General features: G+C 67.9%; 17 protein-coding genes. 10 read left to right on the top strand and 7 right to left on the bottom strand.

Annotated features, from left to right (window positions below):
* Nucleotides 1-109: 109 nt before the first annotated feature.
* The 3 genes from ACFVM3_RS39510 to ACFVM3_RS39500 all read right to left on the bottom strand — a co-directional run bounded on the left by ACFVM3_RS39510 (nucleotide 110) and on the right by ACFVM3_RS39500 (nucleotide 2,683).
* Entirely contained in the window at nucleotides 110-643 is a 534-nt protein-coding gene (locus tag ACFVM3_RS39510) for a GNAT family N-acetyltransferase (protein WP_126736105.1), read from the bottom strand.
* A gap of 47 nt (nucleotides 644-690) precedes the next feature.
* Nucleotides 691-1,560, bottom strand: coding sequence for a LacI family DNA-binding transcriptional regulator (locus tag ACFVM3_RS39505; protein WP_257483405.1), 870 nt, complete (start codon nucleotides 1,558-1,560; stop codon nucleotides 691-693).
* An 88-nt stretch (nucleotides 1,561-1,648) separates the two neighbouring features.
* A complete protein-coding gene (locus ACFVM3_RS39500; protein ID WP_037334537.1) occupies nucleotides 1,649-2,683 on the bottom strand; it encodes a LacI family DNA-binding transcriptional regulator in 1,035 nt (344 codons plus the stop codon).
* Between the two features lie 113 nt (nucleotides 2,684-2,796).
* Here ACFVM3_RS39500 and ACFVM3_RS39495 point away from each other — a divergent pair, with 113 nt between their 5' ends.
* The 7 genes from ACFVM3_RS39495 (at nucleotide 2,797) to ACFVM3_RS39465 (ending at nucleotide 8,462) form a co-directional block, all read left to right on the top strand.
* On the top strand, nucleotides 2,797-3,813 hold the full coding sequence (locus tag ACFVM3_RS39495; RefSeq protein ID WP_378444919.1) for a substrate-binding domain-containing protein: 1,017 nt from the start codon (nucleotides 2,797-2,799) through the stop codon (nucleotides 3,811-3,813).
* Complete coding sequence (locus ACFVM3_RS39490) at nucleotides 3,810-4,799, top strand: ABC transporter permease (RefSeq protein ID WP_034312398.1); 990 nt, start codon at nucleotides 3,810-3,812, stop codon at nucleotides 4,797-4,799. The genes ACFVM3_RS39495 and ACFVM3_RS39490 overlap by 4 nt, the downstream gene beginning before the upstream one ends.
* A complete protein-coding gene (locus tag ACFVM3_RS39485) occupies nucleotides 4,796-5,602 on the top strand; it encodes an ATP-binding cassette domain-containing protein (RefSeq protein WP_378444918.1) in 807 nt (268 codons plus the stop codon). Before ACFVM3_RS39490 ends, ACFVM3_RS39485 begins: the two co-directional genes overlap by 4 nt.
* 5 nt (nucleotides 5,603-5,607) lie before the next feature.
* A complete protein-coding gene (locus ACFVM3_RS39480) occupies nucleotides 5,608-6,477 on the top strand; it encodes a PfkB family carbohydrate kinase (RefSeq protein WP_378444920.1) in 870 nt (289 codons plus the stop codon).
* Nucleotides 6,474-7,121, top strand: a complete 648-nt coding sequence (locus ACFVM3_RS39475; RefSeq protein ID WP_378444917.1) for a nucleoside/nucleotide kinase family protein — start codon at nucleotides 6,474-6,476, stop codon at nucleotides 7,119-7,121. The genes ACFVM3_RS39480 and ACFVM3_RS39475 overlap by 4 nt, the downstream gene beginning before the upstream one ends.
* The gene (locus ACFVM3_RS39470) at nucleotides 7,118-7,864 is read left to right on the top strand and encodes an SDR family oxidoreductase (RefSeq protein ID WP_378444916.1); all 747 of its coding nucleotides are present in this window, start codon (nucleotides 7,118-7,120) and stop codon (nucleotides 7,862-7,864) included. The genes ACFVM3_RS39475 and ACFVM3_RS39470 overlap by 4 nt, the downstream gene beginning before the upstream one ends.
* Before the next feature lie 184 nt (nucleotides 7,865-8,048).
* Nucleotides 8,049-8,462, top strand: a complete 414-nt coding sequence (locus ACFVM3_RS39465) for a VOC family protein (protein ID WP_016338116.1) — start codon at nucleotides 8,049-8,051, stop codon at nucleotides 8,460-8,462.
* On the opposite strand, the gene ACFVM3_RS39460 is transcribed toward ACFVM3_RS39465, so the two are convergent.
* The 3 genes from ACFVM3_RS39460 to ACFVM3_RS39450 form a co-directional block, all read right to left on the bottom strand.
* Nucleotides 8,459-9,127 (bottom strand): DedA family protein, encoded by a 669-nt coding sequence (locus tag ACFVM3_RS39460; RefSeq protein ID WP_378444915.1) that lies wholly within the window; start codon nucleotides 9,125-9,127, stop codon nucleotides 8,459-8,461. The genes ACFVM3_RS39465 and ACFVM3_RS39460 overlap by 4 nt on opposite strands.
* A 150-nt stretch (nucleotides 9,128-9,277) precedes the next feature.
* Entirely contained in the window at nucleotides 9,278-11,539 is a 2,262-nt protein-coding gene (locus ACFVM3_RS39455) for an MFS transporter (RefSeq protein WP_378444914.1), read from the bottom strand.
* Nucleotides 11,540-11,543: 4 nt separating this feature from the next.
* Nucleotides 11,544-12,062, bottom strand: coding sequence for a MarR family winged helix-turn-helix transcriptional regulator (locus tag ACFVM3_RS39450; RefSeq protein ID WP_192747131.1), 519 nt, complete (start codon nucleotides 12,060-12,062; stop codon nucleotides 11,544-11,546).
* A gap of 191 nt (nucleotides 12,063-12,253) precedes the next feature.
* Between ACFVM3_RS39450 and ACFVM3_RS39445 the strand changes: the two genes are divergently transcribed.
* Nucleotides 12,254-12,676: a PPOX class F420-dependent oxidoreductase gene (locus ACFVM3_RS39445; protein WP_257483396.1), complete on the top strand. Its 423-nt coding sequence runs from the start codon at nucleotides 12,254-12,256 to the stop codon at nucleotides 12,674-12,676.
* A 61-nt stretch (nucleotides 12,677-12,737) separates the two neighbouring features.
* Here ACFVM3_RS39445 and ACFVM3_RS39440 read toward each other — a convergent pair whose 3' ends face one another.
* Nucleotides 12,738-13,274: a TetR/AcrR family transcriptional regulator gene (locus ACFVM3_RS39440; RefSeq protein WP_378444913.1), complete on the bottom strand. Its 537-nt coding sequence runs from the start codon at nucleotides 13,272-13,274 to the stop codon at nucleotides 12,738-12,740.
* Between the two features lie 88 nt (nucleotides 13,275-13,362).
* On the opposite strand from ACFVM3_RS39440, the gene ACFVM3_RS39435 reads away from it, so the two are divergent.
* On the top strand, nucleotides 13,363-14,847 hold the full coding sequence (locus tag ACFVM3_RS39435) for an MFS transporter (RefSeq protein ID WP_378444912.1): 1,485 nt from the start codon (nucleotides 13,363-13,365) through the stop codon (nucleotides 14,845-14,847).
* A 19-nt stretch (nucleotides 14,848-14,866) separates the two neighbouring features.
* On the top strand, nucleotides 14,867-16,255 hold the full coding sequence (locus ACFVM3_RS39430) for an FAD-binding oxidoreductase (protein ID WP_378444911.1): 1,389 nt from the start codon (nucleotides 14,867-14,869) through the stop codon (nucleotides 16,253-16,255).
* The last annotated feature ends 126 nt before the right edge of the window (nucleotides 16,256-16,381 follow it).

Below are 16,381 nucleotides of genomic sequence, written 5' to 3'. Positions count from 1 at the left end.
GGGCAAAGGTGGCAGGTTGCGAATGCCACTTTCGCAACGTTGAAGGTTGCGAAAGTGGCTTTCGCAACGTCCGGAGGGCGGCCCCCTCGCATTTAGTCCTCTAAATGCGTCACCAGACGTCGCCGGACCGCCAATCGCAGGTGATCTCCCCGTCCAGGTCCAGGGTGACCCCCACCGGCAGGACATGGATCGACCCGTCGTCCTCCTTCGTCGCCTCGATGCCCGAAGGTGTCATGGCCGACGAAGTACCGCGCCACAACAGCCAGCCGCGCGACGCGTAGAACTCCAGCGCCTCGTCGGACGCCGAAAGCGCCCCGAGGTCGTACGCCTTCCGCAGGACCCGCTCCAGCGCGTCCATCATCGCGGCGCCGTGCCCGCGCCGCCGGTGGTCCGACCGGACGGCGACCGCCTCGATATAACCCGTGCGGAGGACCCGCCCGTCGTGGACGAGCCGTCGCTGGACCAGTGACGCGTGCCCGATCAGCTCACCGCTCTCCCACACCAGCGTGTGCATGCCGCCGAGGGCGTTTTCCCAGTCGTGGTCGCTGAAATCGCCGTCGAAAGCGTCGTCCAGCAGAGCGCGTGCCGCCCTCAGCACGCCTGCTTCGAGGTCGGCGGTGTGCACGGTCCACAGGTCGGTCATTCCGCCATCATCACCCGGCGGCGGGCTTCTCACCAGCGAGTTGTGACTCAGCAGCCGCACGAGTGCCGGTGGATGAAGCGTGGCGCGAGCCGTACGGATTCGGGCCGTCGCTCCGGGTCGGTGATCCGGGCCAGCAGGAGTTCGACGGCCTTACGCCCGATCTCCTCGATCGGCTGCGCCATCGTCGTGACCGCCGGGGTCACCTGTCCCGCCCACTCCATGTCGCCGTAGCCGACGATCGCGAGATCCCGCCCGATCCGGATGCCGAGCCGGTGCGCCTCGTACTGGACGCCGATCATCATCGCCTCGCTCGCCACCACGAGCGCGGTCGGCGATGGCCAGCTGTCGAGCAGTTTCGCCGTCGCGGCGGCGGCCCCGCCAGGGGTCGACTGCCCGCACGCGACCAGCTGCGATGTCCACCGGAGGCCGGAGCGGCCGAGTCCGAGCCGGTAGCCCAGCGCGCGCTCCTCGTAGGTGGTCATGTCCTCTTCGCCCGAGATGAAGCCGATCTTGCGGTGCCGCAATCCGGCGAGATGCCGCACGAGCGCGCACACGGCCTGGATGTTCTCGGAGCCGACCTGGTCGACGTCGTTGCGGCCCGCCATCCGGTCGACGAGCACGGTCGGCACGCCCATCCGGACCAGCCCGTTGATCACGGCTTCGTCGCCCGCCGCCGGGACGAGCAGGACACCGTCGACGCGGTCCGCCCGCAGCGCGCGGATGACCGCGGCTTCTTCGGCGACGCTGTCACCGGTGTCGGCGAGGGTGATTTCGCAGCCGTGACGGCGTGCGGCGCGACGGATGGCGCGGACCAGTTCACCCGAATACGGGTTCGCGTGCATCGCCATGGCCACCCCGAACCGGTGGGTGACAGGGGTGTCCTCCCACAGGGGTAACGCCGGGGACAGTGCGGTCATCGCTCCACGCCTTCATTCGAGCTTGAATGACGGTAACGGCTGACCGAGCGTCACCCGGCGGCGAGACCGGAAAGTCTCCCAACAATCATCAATGTGAGTGAACGAGAGCGCATCCGCAGGACGCACGATGGCGGAGCGTAGGCGGAATCCGCATCGTCTGGGCCTTGCGTGCCGGATCGTTGATCCGTGCCAGCAGCAGGCGTACCGCCTGTGTGCCTATCTCCTCGATCGGCTGCGCCATCGTGGTCAGCGGCGGATCGACCAGATCGGCCCATTCGACGTCGTCGTAGACGACCACCGGCAGGTCGACGCCCGCCCGCAGCCCGCGGCGCCGCAATTCGTGCAGCACCCCGACCATCATGGTGTCGTTGGCGACCACCAGTGCCGTCGGCGGTTCCGGCAGCGCGAGCAGCGTGCTCAGCGCGAGGGCGCCGCCCGCCTGTGAGGACTGTCCGCACGCGACCAGGTCCTCCGACCAGGTCAAACCCGAGCGGCCGAGCCCCAGCCGGTAGCCGAGGATCCGCTCCTCGCTGGTGCTCAGCCCGGCCGTGCCGCTGATCATGCCGATCCGTTGATGCCCGAGCGACGCGAGATGCGCGGTCAGCGCGGAGGTCGATTGGATGTTCTCCGCGCCGACCTGGTCGACGTCGGTGCGGGTGGAGAGCCGGTCGATGAGCACGGTCGGGACGTCGAGTGAGACGAGTTCGCCGATCACCGATCCGTCGCCGGGCGACGGCGTGATCAGCAGCCCGTCGACGCGGCGCGAACGCAGGGTCCGCACGGTCTCGCGCTCGGTGTCGACGGTGTCGTGCGTGTCCGCGAGCAAGACCGTGTATCCGGCCAGCGCGGCTTCGCGTTCGATGGCCTGGATCAGGACGGCGAAGTACGGGTTCGCGATGAGGGAGATCGCGACGCCGATCGACCGGGTCCCGCCGGTGACCAGCGAGCGGGCGATCGCGTCGCCGGTGTAGCCGGTCTGCTCGATCGCGCGGAGGACCGCCAGCTTGGTGTCCTCGGCCACCGCCCTCGTCCCGTTGACCACGTGGGAAACGGTGGTGATCGAGACTCCCGCCAGCTCGGCGATGTCGCGTTGGGTGGGGCGGGACGAGCGAGACGGCGGCATGACCAATCCTCGGGAAGACAGCTGGCAAGCGTTTGCGCAAACGCTTGCGACTGAGCATAACCCTGTCTACCTTCCGGTCCATCACGGACAGCCTTGAATCGGAGGGCATCCCCATGAGACAGCGCAGTCTCGCCGCGCTCGCCATGGCCGCCGCACTCGCGGTGACCTCGGCCGGGTGCACCGTCGAACGCCACTGGGGTGGCGGATCGAACGCGGGCGGCGGTGGCAAGGCCAAGGTCGGCCTGGTCACGAAGACCGACACCAATCCCTACTTCGTGGAGCTGAGAGCGGCCGCCAAGGCCGCCGCCGAGGCGAACGGCGCGGAGTTCAGCGCGCTCGCCGGCCAGTTCGACGGCGACAACGACGGCCAGGTCAGGGCCATCGAGAACCTCATGCAGCAGGGCGCGAACACCATCCTGATCACGCCGAGTTCCTCGACCGGAGTCCTCGACGCCATCGATCGCGCCCGCAAGGCCGGGGTGCTGGTGATCGCGCTCGACACGGCGACCGAACCGGACACCGCCGTCGACGCCACCTTCGCCACGGACAACTTCGAGGCCGGACGTCAGCAGGGCGCGTACGTCAAGGCCGCGCTGGCGGGCAAGCCGCCGAAGCTGTTCATGGTGGACGGCACCGCCGGGTCCACAGTGGACACCCAGCGGCACACCGGGTTCCTCAAGGGCATCGGGCTGACCGACGCGTCGCCGGAGATCAAGGGCAAGACGCCCGCGAACGGCGACCAGAGCCTCGCGCAGCAGGGCGTCGAGAACCTGCTGCAGCGCACCACCGACATCAACGCCGTCTACACGATGAACGAGCCGATGGGCCGTGGCACCTACGCGGCGCTCCAGGCCCGCGGTCTGGTGAACCAGATCGTGATGGGGTCGATCGACGGTGGCTGCGAAGGCGTCAAGAACGTGCGCGACGGCCAGTACGCCGCGACGGTCATGCAGTTCCCCAAGAAGATGGCCGAACAGGGCGTCCTCGCCGCCGTCGAATACGCCAAGACCGGGAAGAAGCCGAGCGGGTTCGTCGACACCGGATCCGCGGTGATCACGGACAAGCCGATCCCCGGCGTGGAAAGCCAGGACACCAAGTGGGGCCTCGAGAACTGCTGGGGGACGAAGTGACTACCGCAACCCTCAAAGGCAACGAACGCCCGTCCATCGGTGAGTTCTTCCTGCGCGCGCCCGCGGTCGGGCCCGCGCTGGCCCTGCTCGTCGCGATCGTGGTGTTCTCCCTTTCGACCGACACCTTCCTCGACCTCGACAACCTTTCCCTTGTGGTGCAACAGTCCCTGGTGGTCGGCACGCTCGCCCTCGGGCAGACGCTGATCATCCTGACCGCGGGGATCGACCTGGCCAACGCGGCCGCGATGGTGCTCGCGACGCTGATCATGGCGAAACTCGTGGTCGGCGGCGTCTCCGGGATCTGGGCGCTGCTGCTGGGAATCGTGGCGACGGTGGTGATCGGCATGGTCACCGGTTCGCTGGTCACCCGGATCAAACTGCCGCCGTTCATCGTCACGCTCGGTCTGCTGACCGTGCTCACCGCGGCCGCGAAACTGTTCGCGAGCGGGCAGGCCGTCCCGGTCGCCGACGAGCTGCTCAAATGGCTCGGCACCCGCCGGTACCTGTTCGGCGGCATCCCGATCACCTACGGCATGACGCTCGCGTTGCTGATGTACCTGGGACTTTGGTACGCGCTCACGCGGACACCGTGGGGCAAGCACGTCTACGCGGTCGGCAACGCGCCGGAATCCGCGCGGCTGTCCGGGATCAAGGTCAACCGCACGATCCTTTCGGTGTACATCGTCGCCGGCGTGATCGTCGGGATCGCCGCCTGGCAGGCGCTCGGCCGCGTGCCGAACGCCGACCCGAACGCCTTCCAGCTCGGCAACCTCGACTCCATCACCGCGGTGGTGCTCGGCGGCGCGAGCCTGTTCGGCGGCCGGGGTTCCGTACTCGGCACGATGATGGGCGCGCTGGTCGTCGCGGTCCTGCGGTCCGGGCTGACCCAGCTCGGGGTGGACGCGCTCTACCAGGACGTCGCCACCGGTGCCCTGCTCATCGGCGCTGTCTGCGTCGACCGTTTCGCGAGGAGGCGGCAGTCATGACGACACCCACGTTGTCCGCGCAGGGCCTGGTCAAACGCTATGGCCGGGTCACCGCCATCGACGGTGCCGACTTCGAACTGTTCCCCGGCGAGGTGCTCGCCGTCGTCGGCGACAACGGCGCCGGGAAGTCGAGCCTCATCAAAGCCCTTTCGGGAGCGGTGATCCCGGATTCCGGTGAGATCAAAGTGGATGGTCAGACCGTCCACTTCAAGTCCCCTTTGGACGCTCGCCACTACGGGATCGAGACGGTGTATCAGGATCTCGCCGTCGCGCCCGCGCTCGACATCGCGTCGAACATGTTCCTCGGCCGGGAGAAGCGGCGTAAGGATCTCTTCGGGCAGCTGTTCCGGAAGCTGGACACCGCGAGCATGCGGGCCGACGCGCAGCGGATCCTCGACGAGCTCGGCATCAACATCAAGTCCATCACGCAGCCGGTGGAGACGTTGTCCGGCGGGCAGCGCCAGGGTGTCGCGGTCGCGCGGGCGGCCGCGTTCGGCACCAAGGCGGTGATCATGGACGAGCCCACCGCCGCGCTCGGCGTCGCCGAATCCGGCAAGGTGCTCGACCTGATCAACCGCATCCGCGAACGCGGCCTGCCGGTGGTGCTGATCAGCCACAACATGCCGCACGTGTTCGACATCGCCGACCGTATCCACGTGCACCGCCTCGGCAAGCGGGTCGCGGTGGTCTCGCCGAAGACGCACACCATGAACCAGGTCGTCGGTCTGCTCACGGGTGCGTTGAAGATCGGTGAGAGCGGCGAGGTCGAAGAGGTCGCTTCGGCCGTCCACACGGGGCTGTAGTGCGAGTGCTGCTGGCGGGCCTGTGCACCGTCGACCAGGTTCAGCGCGTCGCCGAGATCCCGGCGCCGGGCGAGAAGGTGCGTTCGCTGTCGATGGACGTCGCCGCCGGGGGGCCGGCGACGAACGCGGCGGTGACCGTGGCCGCGCTCGGCGCCGGGGCGACGCTCCTGACGGTCGCCGGTGCGCACCCGCTGGCGGCACTCGCCCGTGCGGACCTCGAAACCCACGGCGTCGACCTGGTCGACCTCGATCCCGGACGGCCCGATCCGCCCGCGATCAGCGCCATCGTCGTCCGTGACTCGGACGGGGAACGCACCGTCGTCTCGCGCAACGCCCACGCCTCCTCGCATTCAGTCCTCTCGATGCGGTCCTTGCACGCGCAACTACCGCGTCCAGAGGACGAAATGCCCGGGTGCGTGCTCCTCGACGGGCACCATCCGGAGGTCGCCCTGGAGGTCGCGCACTGGGCGAAGGAGCGCGCGATACCGGTGGTGCTCGACGCCGGAAGCTGGAAGCCGGTCTTCCCCGAACTCCTGCCGCTGGTCGACATCGCCGCGTGCTCGTCGCTGTACCGCGGGGACGACCCTCGCGAGCATGGCGTTCCGGTGGTGATCACGACCGCCGGACCCGATCCGGTCCGCTGGTCGACGGCGGACGGATCCGGTGCCGTCCCGGTCCCGGTCACCCGGGCGCGTGACACGCTGGGCGCGGGCGACGTCTGGCACGGGGCTTTCGCGTACGCGGTCGCCCGGGACCAAGGGGAGGTCCCCGGCTGGATCGAGTTCGCCAACGAGGTGGCCGCCGAACGGGTGCGGCATGAAGGACCGAGGTCGTGGACGGCCGCGGTCGCGAAGATGGGAGAAGTACTGCCATGACAGCCATGCCTCCGGTGTTCGAGGACCTGTTGAGCAGGGCTCAGACGCTGGCGAAACCGGGACAGCGCAGCGTGCTCGGCATCGTCGGCGCCCCCGCGTCCGGCAAGACGACGCTGGCCTGGGGCCTGGCGAAGGCGCTGGGCACGAGGGCCGCGGTGGTCGGAATGGACGGCTTCCACCTGGCGCAGGTGGAACTCCAGCGGCTCGGGCGCGTGGAGCGCAAGGGCGCGCCGGACACCTTCGACGCCGCCGGGTACGTGCACTTGCTGCGCAGGCTCGCCGAAGGCCGCGAGACGGTCTACGCGCCCGAATTCCGCCGGGAGATCGAGGAACCCATCGCCGGCGCCGTCGGGGTCACGCCGGACGTGCCGCTGGTCATCACCGAGGGTAACTACCTGCTCATGCAGGACGACCCGTGGAGCGGCGTGAAGCCGATCCTCGCCGAGTCCTGGTTCCTCGCGCCGGACGAACCCGAGCGCATCGAGCGGCTCGTCTCGCGGCACCGCCGCTACGGCCGTTCCCTGGTCGAAGCGCGTCGCCGCGCGCTCGGTTCCGACCAGCGCAACGCCGATCTGATCGCGTCCACCAGCAGCCGGGCCGACCTGGTCCTCGAGAACCTTCCGCTGGTTAACTTCGCCATATGAGTGGTGTTCTCGTCGTCACCGGCGGCAGCAAGGGCATCGGCGCGGCGGTCTGCGAGCTGGCCGCCGCGCGCGGTTACGACGTCGTCGTCAACTACGCGGGTGACGTCGAAGCGGCCGAAGACGTCGCTTCGCGCGTCCGGAAGCACGGCGTCCGGGCGATCACCCAGCGCGGCGATGTCGCGTCCGAAGAAGACGTGGTGGCCCTGTTCGACGCCGCCGTCGAACTGGGCCCGCTCGCCGGGCTGGTCGCGAACGCGGCCATCACCGGCAACACTCCCGGCAGGTTCGACGAATACGACGTCGACGTCGTCCGTCGCGTCGTCGATGTCAACATCACGGGTGTCTTCCTGTGCGTCCGCGAGGGCATCCGCCGGATGTCCACCCGGTACGGCGGGGACGGCGGCGCGATCGTGACCCTGTCCTCCACCGCCGCGCGGACCGGCTCGCCAGGGGAATGGGTCCACTACGCGGGCACCAAGGCCGCGGTCGAAACGATGACCTACGGCGTGGCGCAAGAAGTCGCGAAAGAATCCGTCCGGGTGAACGCCGTCGCACCAGGGATGATCCACACCGGACTGCACGCCGCGGCGGGTCTGCCCGACCGGATGGAGCGGATCGCGCCGACCATTCCGATGGGACGGGCGGGCGAGCCCGGCGAAGTCGCGGAAGCCGTGCTGTGGCTGCTTTCCCCGGCCGCGTCGTACACCACCGGGACGGTGCTGACCGTCGGCGGCGGCCGTTGACACCCGGGGCCACGGCGCGGTCACGGGGCGATATCGGCTCCGCGTGCGGTTCAGCCACTTTTTAACACTGTTTCCCGGCGGATATCACGATTCATGTGGGAAGTCGGCGGATCACCTCGTGGCTCCAGGCGCCTGTGTCACCCTGGTGGCGCCCCCAAGCTCTTGATCAGGACGGTCATCCCCGATGTCCAAGCTCATGTCTGTGCACCACCTGGCACTCACCGTGACCGACGTGGACCGGAGCGTGCCCTGGTACGCCCGAGTGCTCGAACTCGAGGAGTTCACGCGTCGTGAGGACCCCGAAACGGGGCTGCGGAAGGTCGTGCTCAGGTCGCCCAGCGAGGGTTTCGCGGTGGTGCTCGTCGAGCACCAGGACACCGAGCGGCCGCGGTTCGACGAACGGCGGACAGGTCTGGACCACGTGGCGTTCAAGGTCTCATCGCGCTCGGAGCTGGCCGAATGGGAAGCGCGGCTCTCGGAATACGGCGTCGTCCACTCGCCGTCGAAGGGCTCCCGGACCCTGGAAGGCTCGTCGGTCATCGTCTTCCGTGACCCCGACGGTATCCAGCTCGAAATCTGGGCCGATCCCGAGGTTTAGGCGGTGCTCTCCTCGGTCTCTTCGGCGGGACGCCGCATTTCCTGGCGGTAGCGGATCACGCCGTAGGCCGTGCCCACCACGAAGAACGCGACGCTCACCCAGAGCGCGACCGTCTTCACCCACGGAAGCTGGTCCAGCAGGCCGGCGCCGTAGTAGCCGAGCAGCACCAGCGTCGGCACCCAGAGCAGCCCGCCGAGCGCGGTCGCGAGCGCGAACCGGCGCGGATCCATCCGCGCGGTCCCCGCGATGAGCGGCGCCAGCGTGCGGATCCACGGGATCCAGCGCGCGGCGACGATGGCGAAGAACCCCTTGCGATCCAGGAAGGTCCTGGCGCGGTCCAGGTTGTGCCGGTTCAGTACCTTGCCGCCGCGGCGCGCGATCAGTTTCGTGCCCGTCGACCGCCCGATGTAATACCCCACCTGGTTGCCGAGGATCGCGACCAGCAGCGCGGCGGCCGACAGCAGCCACGCGTTCAGGTCGGAGCCGTGCTGCGCGAGGACGACCCCGGCGGCGAACAGCAGGGAGTCGCCGGGCAGGAAAAGTCCGATGATCAGCGCGCACTCCACGAAGATGAAGCTGAGCACGATCACCCAGACGAGCACCGGCCCGGCGGTGTCGAGCCAGCTCACGCCGATGCCCGCGGCCTCGGTGTACACCTCACTCACGACGCGAGCCTACGTGTACTTCGCGAACCGCATGCGGCCGAACCGTGGAATCGGGGTGTCCGAAAGGTCCGGTCATGTGCCCCACCCGTGCTATGAAAGGTCCTTTCCTTGCAAATTTCGCAAGGAAAGGACCTTTCATAGCGCTCGGGACTAGTGCTCGACAAGCTCGTCGAGCGCCTGGTCGTAGCTCAGCCGGACATCGTGTTCGGCCTGGTCACCGCCCAGCAGCTCCACCCGGCTGGTCGCGGGCGGGTAACCGCTGGCGATCACCGTGTAGGTCCCGGCGGGCAGGTCGCTGACCGTGTAGTTGCCCTCCGCGTCGGTCCTCGCCACGGCCGCGACGCCACCCGAGGAGTCGAGCACGGTGATCCGGGCGTCCGGCACCACCCGGTCGCCGTCGGTGCGGGCGACCCCGCTCAGCAGGATCGTGCTGACCAGCTCGAAGTCGTGGCGCAGCACCCCGGCTCCGGTGGCGGTCAGCGTCGCCGCGACCGGCCGGAACCAGCGACCGCTGGCGACGAGCGTGTACCGCCCGCCCACGATGCCGGCGAACGAGTAGACACCGTTCTCGTTCGTGTGCGTCCTGGCCACCTGATTGCCGTTGTGGTCGATCAGGGTCAGCGCCGCACCCGCGACGTTCGTGGCGTCGTCCCGGCGGACATGCCCGCTGATCTGCGCGGATCCGGCCCGGTACGCTCCGTTCCCGTTGGTCATCGCGTGCTTCCCGGCCTCGACGGGCGCGGTCACGACCGTCTTCTCCGACGCTGTTTCGACAGGCGCGTCGTCCTCTTCAAGGAGTGCTTCGCCGCCTTCGAGAGCCGAAGCCGCCGAAGGAGCGGAGCCGCCGAGAAGTGGGATCTCCTTCATGAACATCAGGACCAGCGTCGCCAGCAGCGCGACCGCGCCCGCCACGTAGAACACCGTGGTGATCGACTCGGTGAAGCCGATCAGCACCGGGGTCTTGATGGCCTCGGGCAGACTCGCGATACCGCTCGTGTTCGTGGTGAGGTCGCCCAGCGCCGCGGCGCCCTCACCGGTCGGCGCGTTGCCGCCGAACGCCTTGGTGATGTTGCCCGGCAGGACGTTGAACAGGATCGTCAGGAACACCGCGACACCCGCGGTACCACCGATCTGCCGGAAGAACGTCGCCGAAGCGGTCGAGACGCCCATGTCGCTGCGCGGGCCCGCGTTCTGCACCGCGATGATCAGCGTCTGCATGCAGGAACCGAGGCCGAGCCCGATGATCGCGGCCGCGACGAGCGGGTGCCACAGCGCGCTGTTGTACTCGACCTGCGCGAAGAAGAACGCACCGCCCGCGATCAGCAGCGTGCCGATCACCGGGAACACCTTGTAGCGTCCGGTTTTGCTGGTGATCTGGCCCGAGATGATGGAGGCGCTCATGATGCCCGCCATCAGCGGGATCATCAGCAGCCCCGACTCGGTCGGCGAGAACTCCTGCACCACCTGCATGTACTGCGGGATCATCATGATCGCGCCGAACATCGCGACACCGACGATGACGCCGCCGATGATCGCCACCGTGAAGGTCGAGTTCTTGAACAGCCGCAACGGGATCAGCGCCGCGTCCTTCATCAGCTTCTCGATGAAGATGAAGGCGACCACGCCGACACCGCCGATGATGTAGCAGAGGATCGCGTTCTGCGAGCCCCAGCCCCACTTGTTGCCCTGCTCGGCGACGATCAGGAACGGGACGACGGCGACGATGAGCGCGAGCCCGCCCCACCAGTCGATCTTGTGGTCGTGGCGCTGGTGCGGCACGTTGAGCACGCGGGCGACGACGAACAGCGCGACGATCGCGATCGGCACGTTGATCAGGAACACCCAGCGCCAGCCGGCGATGTCGTAACCGAAGACGCTGCCGAGCTTGTCGAAGTCGGCGAAGAACCCGCCGAGCACCGGGCCCAGGACGGTGGAGATGCCGAACACGGCCAGGAAGTAACCCTGATAGCGGGCACGTTCCCGCGGCGGCACGATGTCGCCCATGATCGTCATCGCCAGCGACATCAGGCCGCCGGCGCCGAGACCCTGGATCGCGCGGAACGCGGCCAGCTCGTACATCGACGTCGCGAACGCCGAGGCGACCGAGCCGATCAGGAAGATCGAGATCGCGGCGATGTAGAACGGCTTGCGCCCGTAGATGTCGGACAGCTTGCCGTAGATTGGCGTGACGATCGTCGAGGTGATCAGGTAGGCCGTGGTGATCCAGGCCTGCAGATCGAACCCGTTGAGGTCGTTGGCGATCCGGACGATCGAGGTGCCGACGATGGTCTGGTCGAGCGCGGCGAGGAACATGCCCGACATCAGGCCGATCAGGATCGTGACGATCTGACGGTGACTGAGCCGGGGACCATCTTCGTGGATGGCTGGCGGACTTTCTACTGCGGAACTCATTGCTTCAGGCCCCCTTGGCCTTCGACGCCGACGCGGGGTCGGCGAACTGTGGAGATGTTTTTTCGATGTCGTCGTTCAGCCGGTGGAACAGCGAGTTGAGGGTCTTGCGGTCCTCGTCGGACCAGTCGCCGAGCACCTCGGCGAGCCACTGGTTCCGCTGCTTGCGGTTCTCCTCGAAGACCCGGAGTCCTTCGGCGGTCGGTGCGAGCAGGCAGGCGCGGCCGTCTTCGGGGTCGGCCAGGCGCTCGACCAGGCCGTGCTGGACGAGGGAGCTCGACTGCCTGCTGATGGTCGAGATCTCGGAGTGCAGGAACTCGGCGAGTTTGCTGGTCCGCTGGGGGCCGACGTGGATGAGGCAGAAGAGGATCGCGTACGCGGCCCGCTCGATGCCGTCCGGTCCCTGCTTGGACACCTGGGACTTCGCCCGGTTGACCAGGCGCACGAGCCGCACGAGCTCGTGCCCGAGGGTGTCGGCCAGATCGAGGTCGGCCTTCGACCTGGTGCCGGGTGTCGTGGGTGTCATGGTGGTCTCTCGCCGGTTGCTTGGTCACTGCAACTAGTTGCCTAGAGCAAGGATGTTCCTCCCCAGGGGTGCTTCGCAAGAAGAAAGTGACGTTGTGTGTCCGATGACACTTTAGTTGCCGCATGCAAGCACATTTATTCGTGCATGTTTGTCCGGTTCGCCCTGAGCTGCACTTTTGCTTTGATGGAGGCATGACCGACTCCGCGCTCTACGCGATCCTCGCCGCCCGCAACTTCGGCACCCTCGCCACCATCAAGCGGGACGGCAGGCCGCAGCTGTCGACCGTCAACTACCTCTACGACGCGGACGCCGGCGCGATCCTGATCTCGATCACCGCGCCGCGCGCCAAGACCAAGAACCTCCAGCGCGACCCGCGGGCGACATTCCACGTGTCGACCGAGAGCGGCGACGGCTACGTCGTCGTCGAAGGGACGGCGGTGCTCACGCCGGCCGCCGCTTCGCGCGACGACGCGACCGTCGACGCGCTCGTGGACCACTACCGGCGGGCGCGGGGCGAGCACCCGGACTGGGACGAGTTCCGCGACGCCATGGTCGCCGACCAGCGTGTTCTGCTCACCATCCCGATCGAGCGCGTCTACGGGATCCAGATGTAGATCTCCCGCGTTTCGTCCTCTGGATGCGGTCCTTGCGCGTGCGACTACCGCATTCAGAGGACTAACCGCGTCTGGGCTGGAGGCGGGCCTTGATCTCGTCGATCCGGTCGAGCAAGGGGCTCGCGTCGTCCCGGCCGAGCGCCGCCCGCAGGTAGAGGCCGTCGCCCACCAGGATGATCAGCTCGGCGGTGAGCGGGTCGTCGACATGCTCGCTGACCAGGTCGTGGATCTTCTGGTTGTAGACCTGGACGATCTGGGCGACCCGCGGTTCGTTGAGCATGATCCGGATCGTGGCCATGGTCGTGCGGTGCAGTGGCTTCCGCTGGGTCACGTCGGTGATGGCGGTGCGCAGGTACCAGGAGACGACGCCTTCCGGCGCCTTCTGTGCCTGTTCGAGGTCTTCGTCCGACAAGGTGACGAGACGCTCCATCAGCCCGTCGACCAGGGCTTCCTTCGAGCCGAAGTGGTAGAGCAGGCCGCCCTTCGAGACGCCCGCGTGCGCGGCGACGGCGTCGAGGGTGACCCCGCCGGGGCCTTGCTCGATGAGGATCTCCTCGTACGAGTCGAGGATGCGTTCCTTCGCGGTGGGCTTCGCCATATCAGTTGACTATACCGTCTGGACGGTTTACTTTCGAACGAGACGGTAACTGTACCGTCCAGACGGTTTAGCTAAAGGAGAGTGCGCCATGGCGAGGCGCAAGCAGTGGTGGGCGTTGGCGGTACTGGTGCTTCCGGTGCTGCTGATCAGCGTGGACATGACGGTGCTCGGGTTCGCGCTGCCGTTCCTGTCCGAGGATCTGGCGCCCACCGGTGCGGAGCAGTTGTGGATCGTCGACATCTACTCGTTCATGCTGGCAGGCCTGCTGGTCCTGATGGGCACGCTCGGTGACCGCATCGGCCGTCGCAAGCTGCTGCTCATGGGTGCCGCGGCGTTCGGCGCCGCATCGGTGCTCGCGGCCTTCTCGACCAGCGCGTTCATGCTGATCATCGCCAGGGCGCTGCTCGGCGTGGGCGGCGCGACGCTGATGCCGTCGACGTTGTCGCTGATCCGCAGCATCTTCGTCGACCCGAAACAGCGCCGGACCGCGATCGCCGTGTGGAGTGCCGGGTTCTCCGGCGGGATGGCGCTCGGGCCGGTGCTCGGCGGCTGGTTGCTGGAGCACTTCTGGTGGGGTTCGGTCTTCCTCATCAACGTCCCGGTGATGGTGATCCTGCTCGTCGTCGGCCCGTTCCTGCTGCCGGAGGCGCGTGACCCGAAGCCGGGCCGCTTCGATCCGTTGTCGGCACTGCTGTCGCTGGCCGCGATGCTGCCGGTGGTCTACGGCATCAAGCTGGTCGCCGAACACGGCTTCACCTGGAAGGCCGCGGTCAGCGTCGTGATCGGGCTCGCGCTCGGTGTCGTGTTCGTCCGCAGGCAGAACAGCCTCGACGAGCCGATGCTCGACCTGAAGCTGTTCTCGAACCGGGCCTTCAGCGGCTCCGTCGTGACGAACATGCTCGGTGTGTTCGCCATGGTCGGCCTGCTGTTCCTGGTGCCGCAGTACCTGCAGCTGGTGCTCGGGCTGAGCCCGGTCGTCGCCGCGCTGTGGATGCTCCCGGCGACGGTCGCCGGTGTCGCCGGTGCGCTCCTCGCGGCTTGGCTCGCGAAGCGGATCCGGGTATCGCTGCTGGTCGGCGGCGGTCTTCTGGTCGCGGCAGTCGGCTTCCTTGCGTTGACCCAGGTGTCGTCCGGCGGTGGGCTCGCGTACGTCGTGGTGTCGTTCACGCTGCTCGGTGGCGGTGTCGCGCTGTCGGAGACGCTGACGAACGACCTGGTCATCTCGGCCGCTCCGGCCGAACGCGCCGGGGCCGCTTCGGCGATCTCCGAGACCGGGTTCGAGCTGGGCGGTGCGCTCGGCACGGCCATTCTCGGCAGTGTCGCGACCGCGGTCTACCGGTCCGGCCTGCCGGAGGGGACGGCCGAATCCGCACGGGACACGCTGGGCGGCGCGGTCGCGACGGCGCAGCAGCTCGACCCTGTCGCGGGGCAGGCGCTCCTGGAATCGGCTCGCGAAGCCTTCACCCAGGGGGTGCACGTCACCGCATGGGCGGGTGTGGCCGTGCTCGTCTATACAGGTGTTCAGGCCTTCATTCTGCTCGATCGGAAAAAAATTTCCGCAGTGCGGATCTAATCGAGCTTACGATGGGGGTATGAGCAACCATGCCCTGGTCACCCGGCTCCGCGAGCGTCTCGGCGACGCCGCGGTGCTCACCGAAGCCGACGTCACGGACGCCTACTCGCGCGACATGATGCCGCTGGCCGACAGCGGCAAACCCCTCGCGGTGGTGCTGCCGTCCGACGTGGAGGGGGTGCAGGCCGTGGTCAAGGCCTGCGCGGCGTTCGAGGTGCCGATCGTGCCCCGCGGCGCCGGCAGTGGTCTGTCCGGCGCCGCGAACGCGATCGACGGGTGTGTCGTCCTGGTGCTGACGAAACTCGACAAGATCGTCGAGATCGACGAAGGCAACCGGCTCGCCGTCGTGCAGCCCGGCGTGGTGAACCTCGATTTCCGCAACGCGGTGGAGAAGCACGGCCTGTTCTATCCGCCGGACCCGTCCAGCTACGACTGGTGCACCATCGGCGGGAACCTGTCCACCAACGCCGGTGGACTGTGCTGTGTGAAGTACGGCGTCACCACGGATTCCGTGCTGGGCTTGGAAGTCGTGCTCGCCGACGGCTCGGTGCTGAAGACCGGGCGGCGCACGGTGAAGGGCGTCGCGGGCTACGACCTCGCGCGGCTCTTCGTCGGCAGTGAGGGCACGCTCGGCGTGATCACGCAGGCGACCGTCGCGCTGAAACCGTTGCCGCAACTGCCCGCCACCCTCGTCGCCGCCTTCAACAGCACGGAGGCCGCGGGCGAGGCCGTCGCGCGAGTCGTGCGTGAGGGGCTGGTGCCGTCGCTCATGGAGATCATGGACGCGACGTCCATCAAGGCGGCCGAGGCCTACCTCAAGACCGACCTCGGCACGAGTTCGGACTGCAAAGCCTTGCTGCTCGCGCAATCCGACTCCGGCGGCGAGGTCGCCCGCCGGGAACTCGCGGCACTGGAACAGATCTGTGTCGACTGCGGCGCGGATCTGGCCTACGCCACCGAAGATCTCGAAGAGGGCAAGATGCTGCTGCAAGCGCGGCGGGTCGTGCTCACCGCGCTGGAGATGTACGGCGTCTGGCTGACCGACGACGTCTGCGTGCCGCGCACGCGCATCGCCGAGCTGATCGCCGGCTGCGAGCGGATCAGCGAAGAGGTCGGGCTGCGGATCGCCGTCGTCGGCCACGCCGGTGACGGGAACATGCACCCGACGATCGTCTACGCGCCCGACTCCGAGGAGGAGTTCGCCCGCGCGAGGATCGCCTTCGACGCGATCCTCGACGTGGCCCTGTCGCTGGGCGGGACGGTCACCGGCGAGCACGGTATCGGCCGGATCAAACGTGAGTGGCTCGAGAAGGAGATCGGCGAGGTCGGCATCCGCGTGCACCGGCAGATCAAGCAGGCACTGGACCCGGGGAACCTCTTCAACCCGGGCTCGATGTTCTCCCTCTGAAGCTCGTGAGGGCGAAGTGTCGGCTCATGACCACTGCCTGGCCGACCTCTCGCGCTCCCATCCCGCCGAAGTACATGAAGGCCCCCTTCCTTGGGCGCGTGGTCAACAACGTTCCGTCTTCTGTCA

The sequence above is a fragment of the Amycolatopsis sp. NPDC057786 genome (assembly GCF_042797905.1).
Taxonomy (GTDB): domain Bacteria; phylum Actinomycetota; class Actinomycetes; order Mycobacteriales; family Pseudonocardiaceae; genus Amycolatopsis.
Note: the sequence above shows the minus strand (reverse complement) of the source record. Positions and strands in the feature narration are given on the sequence as shown.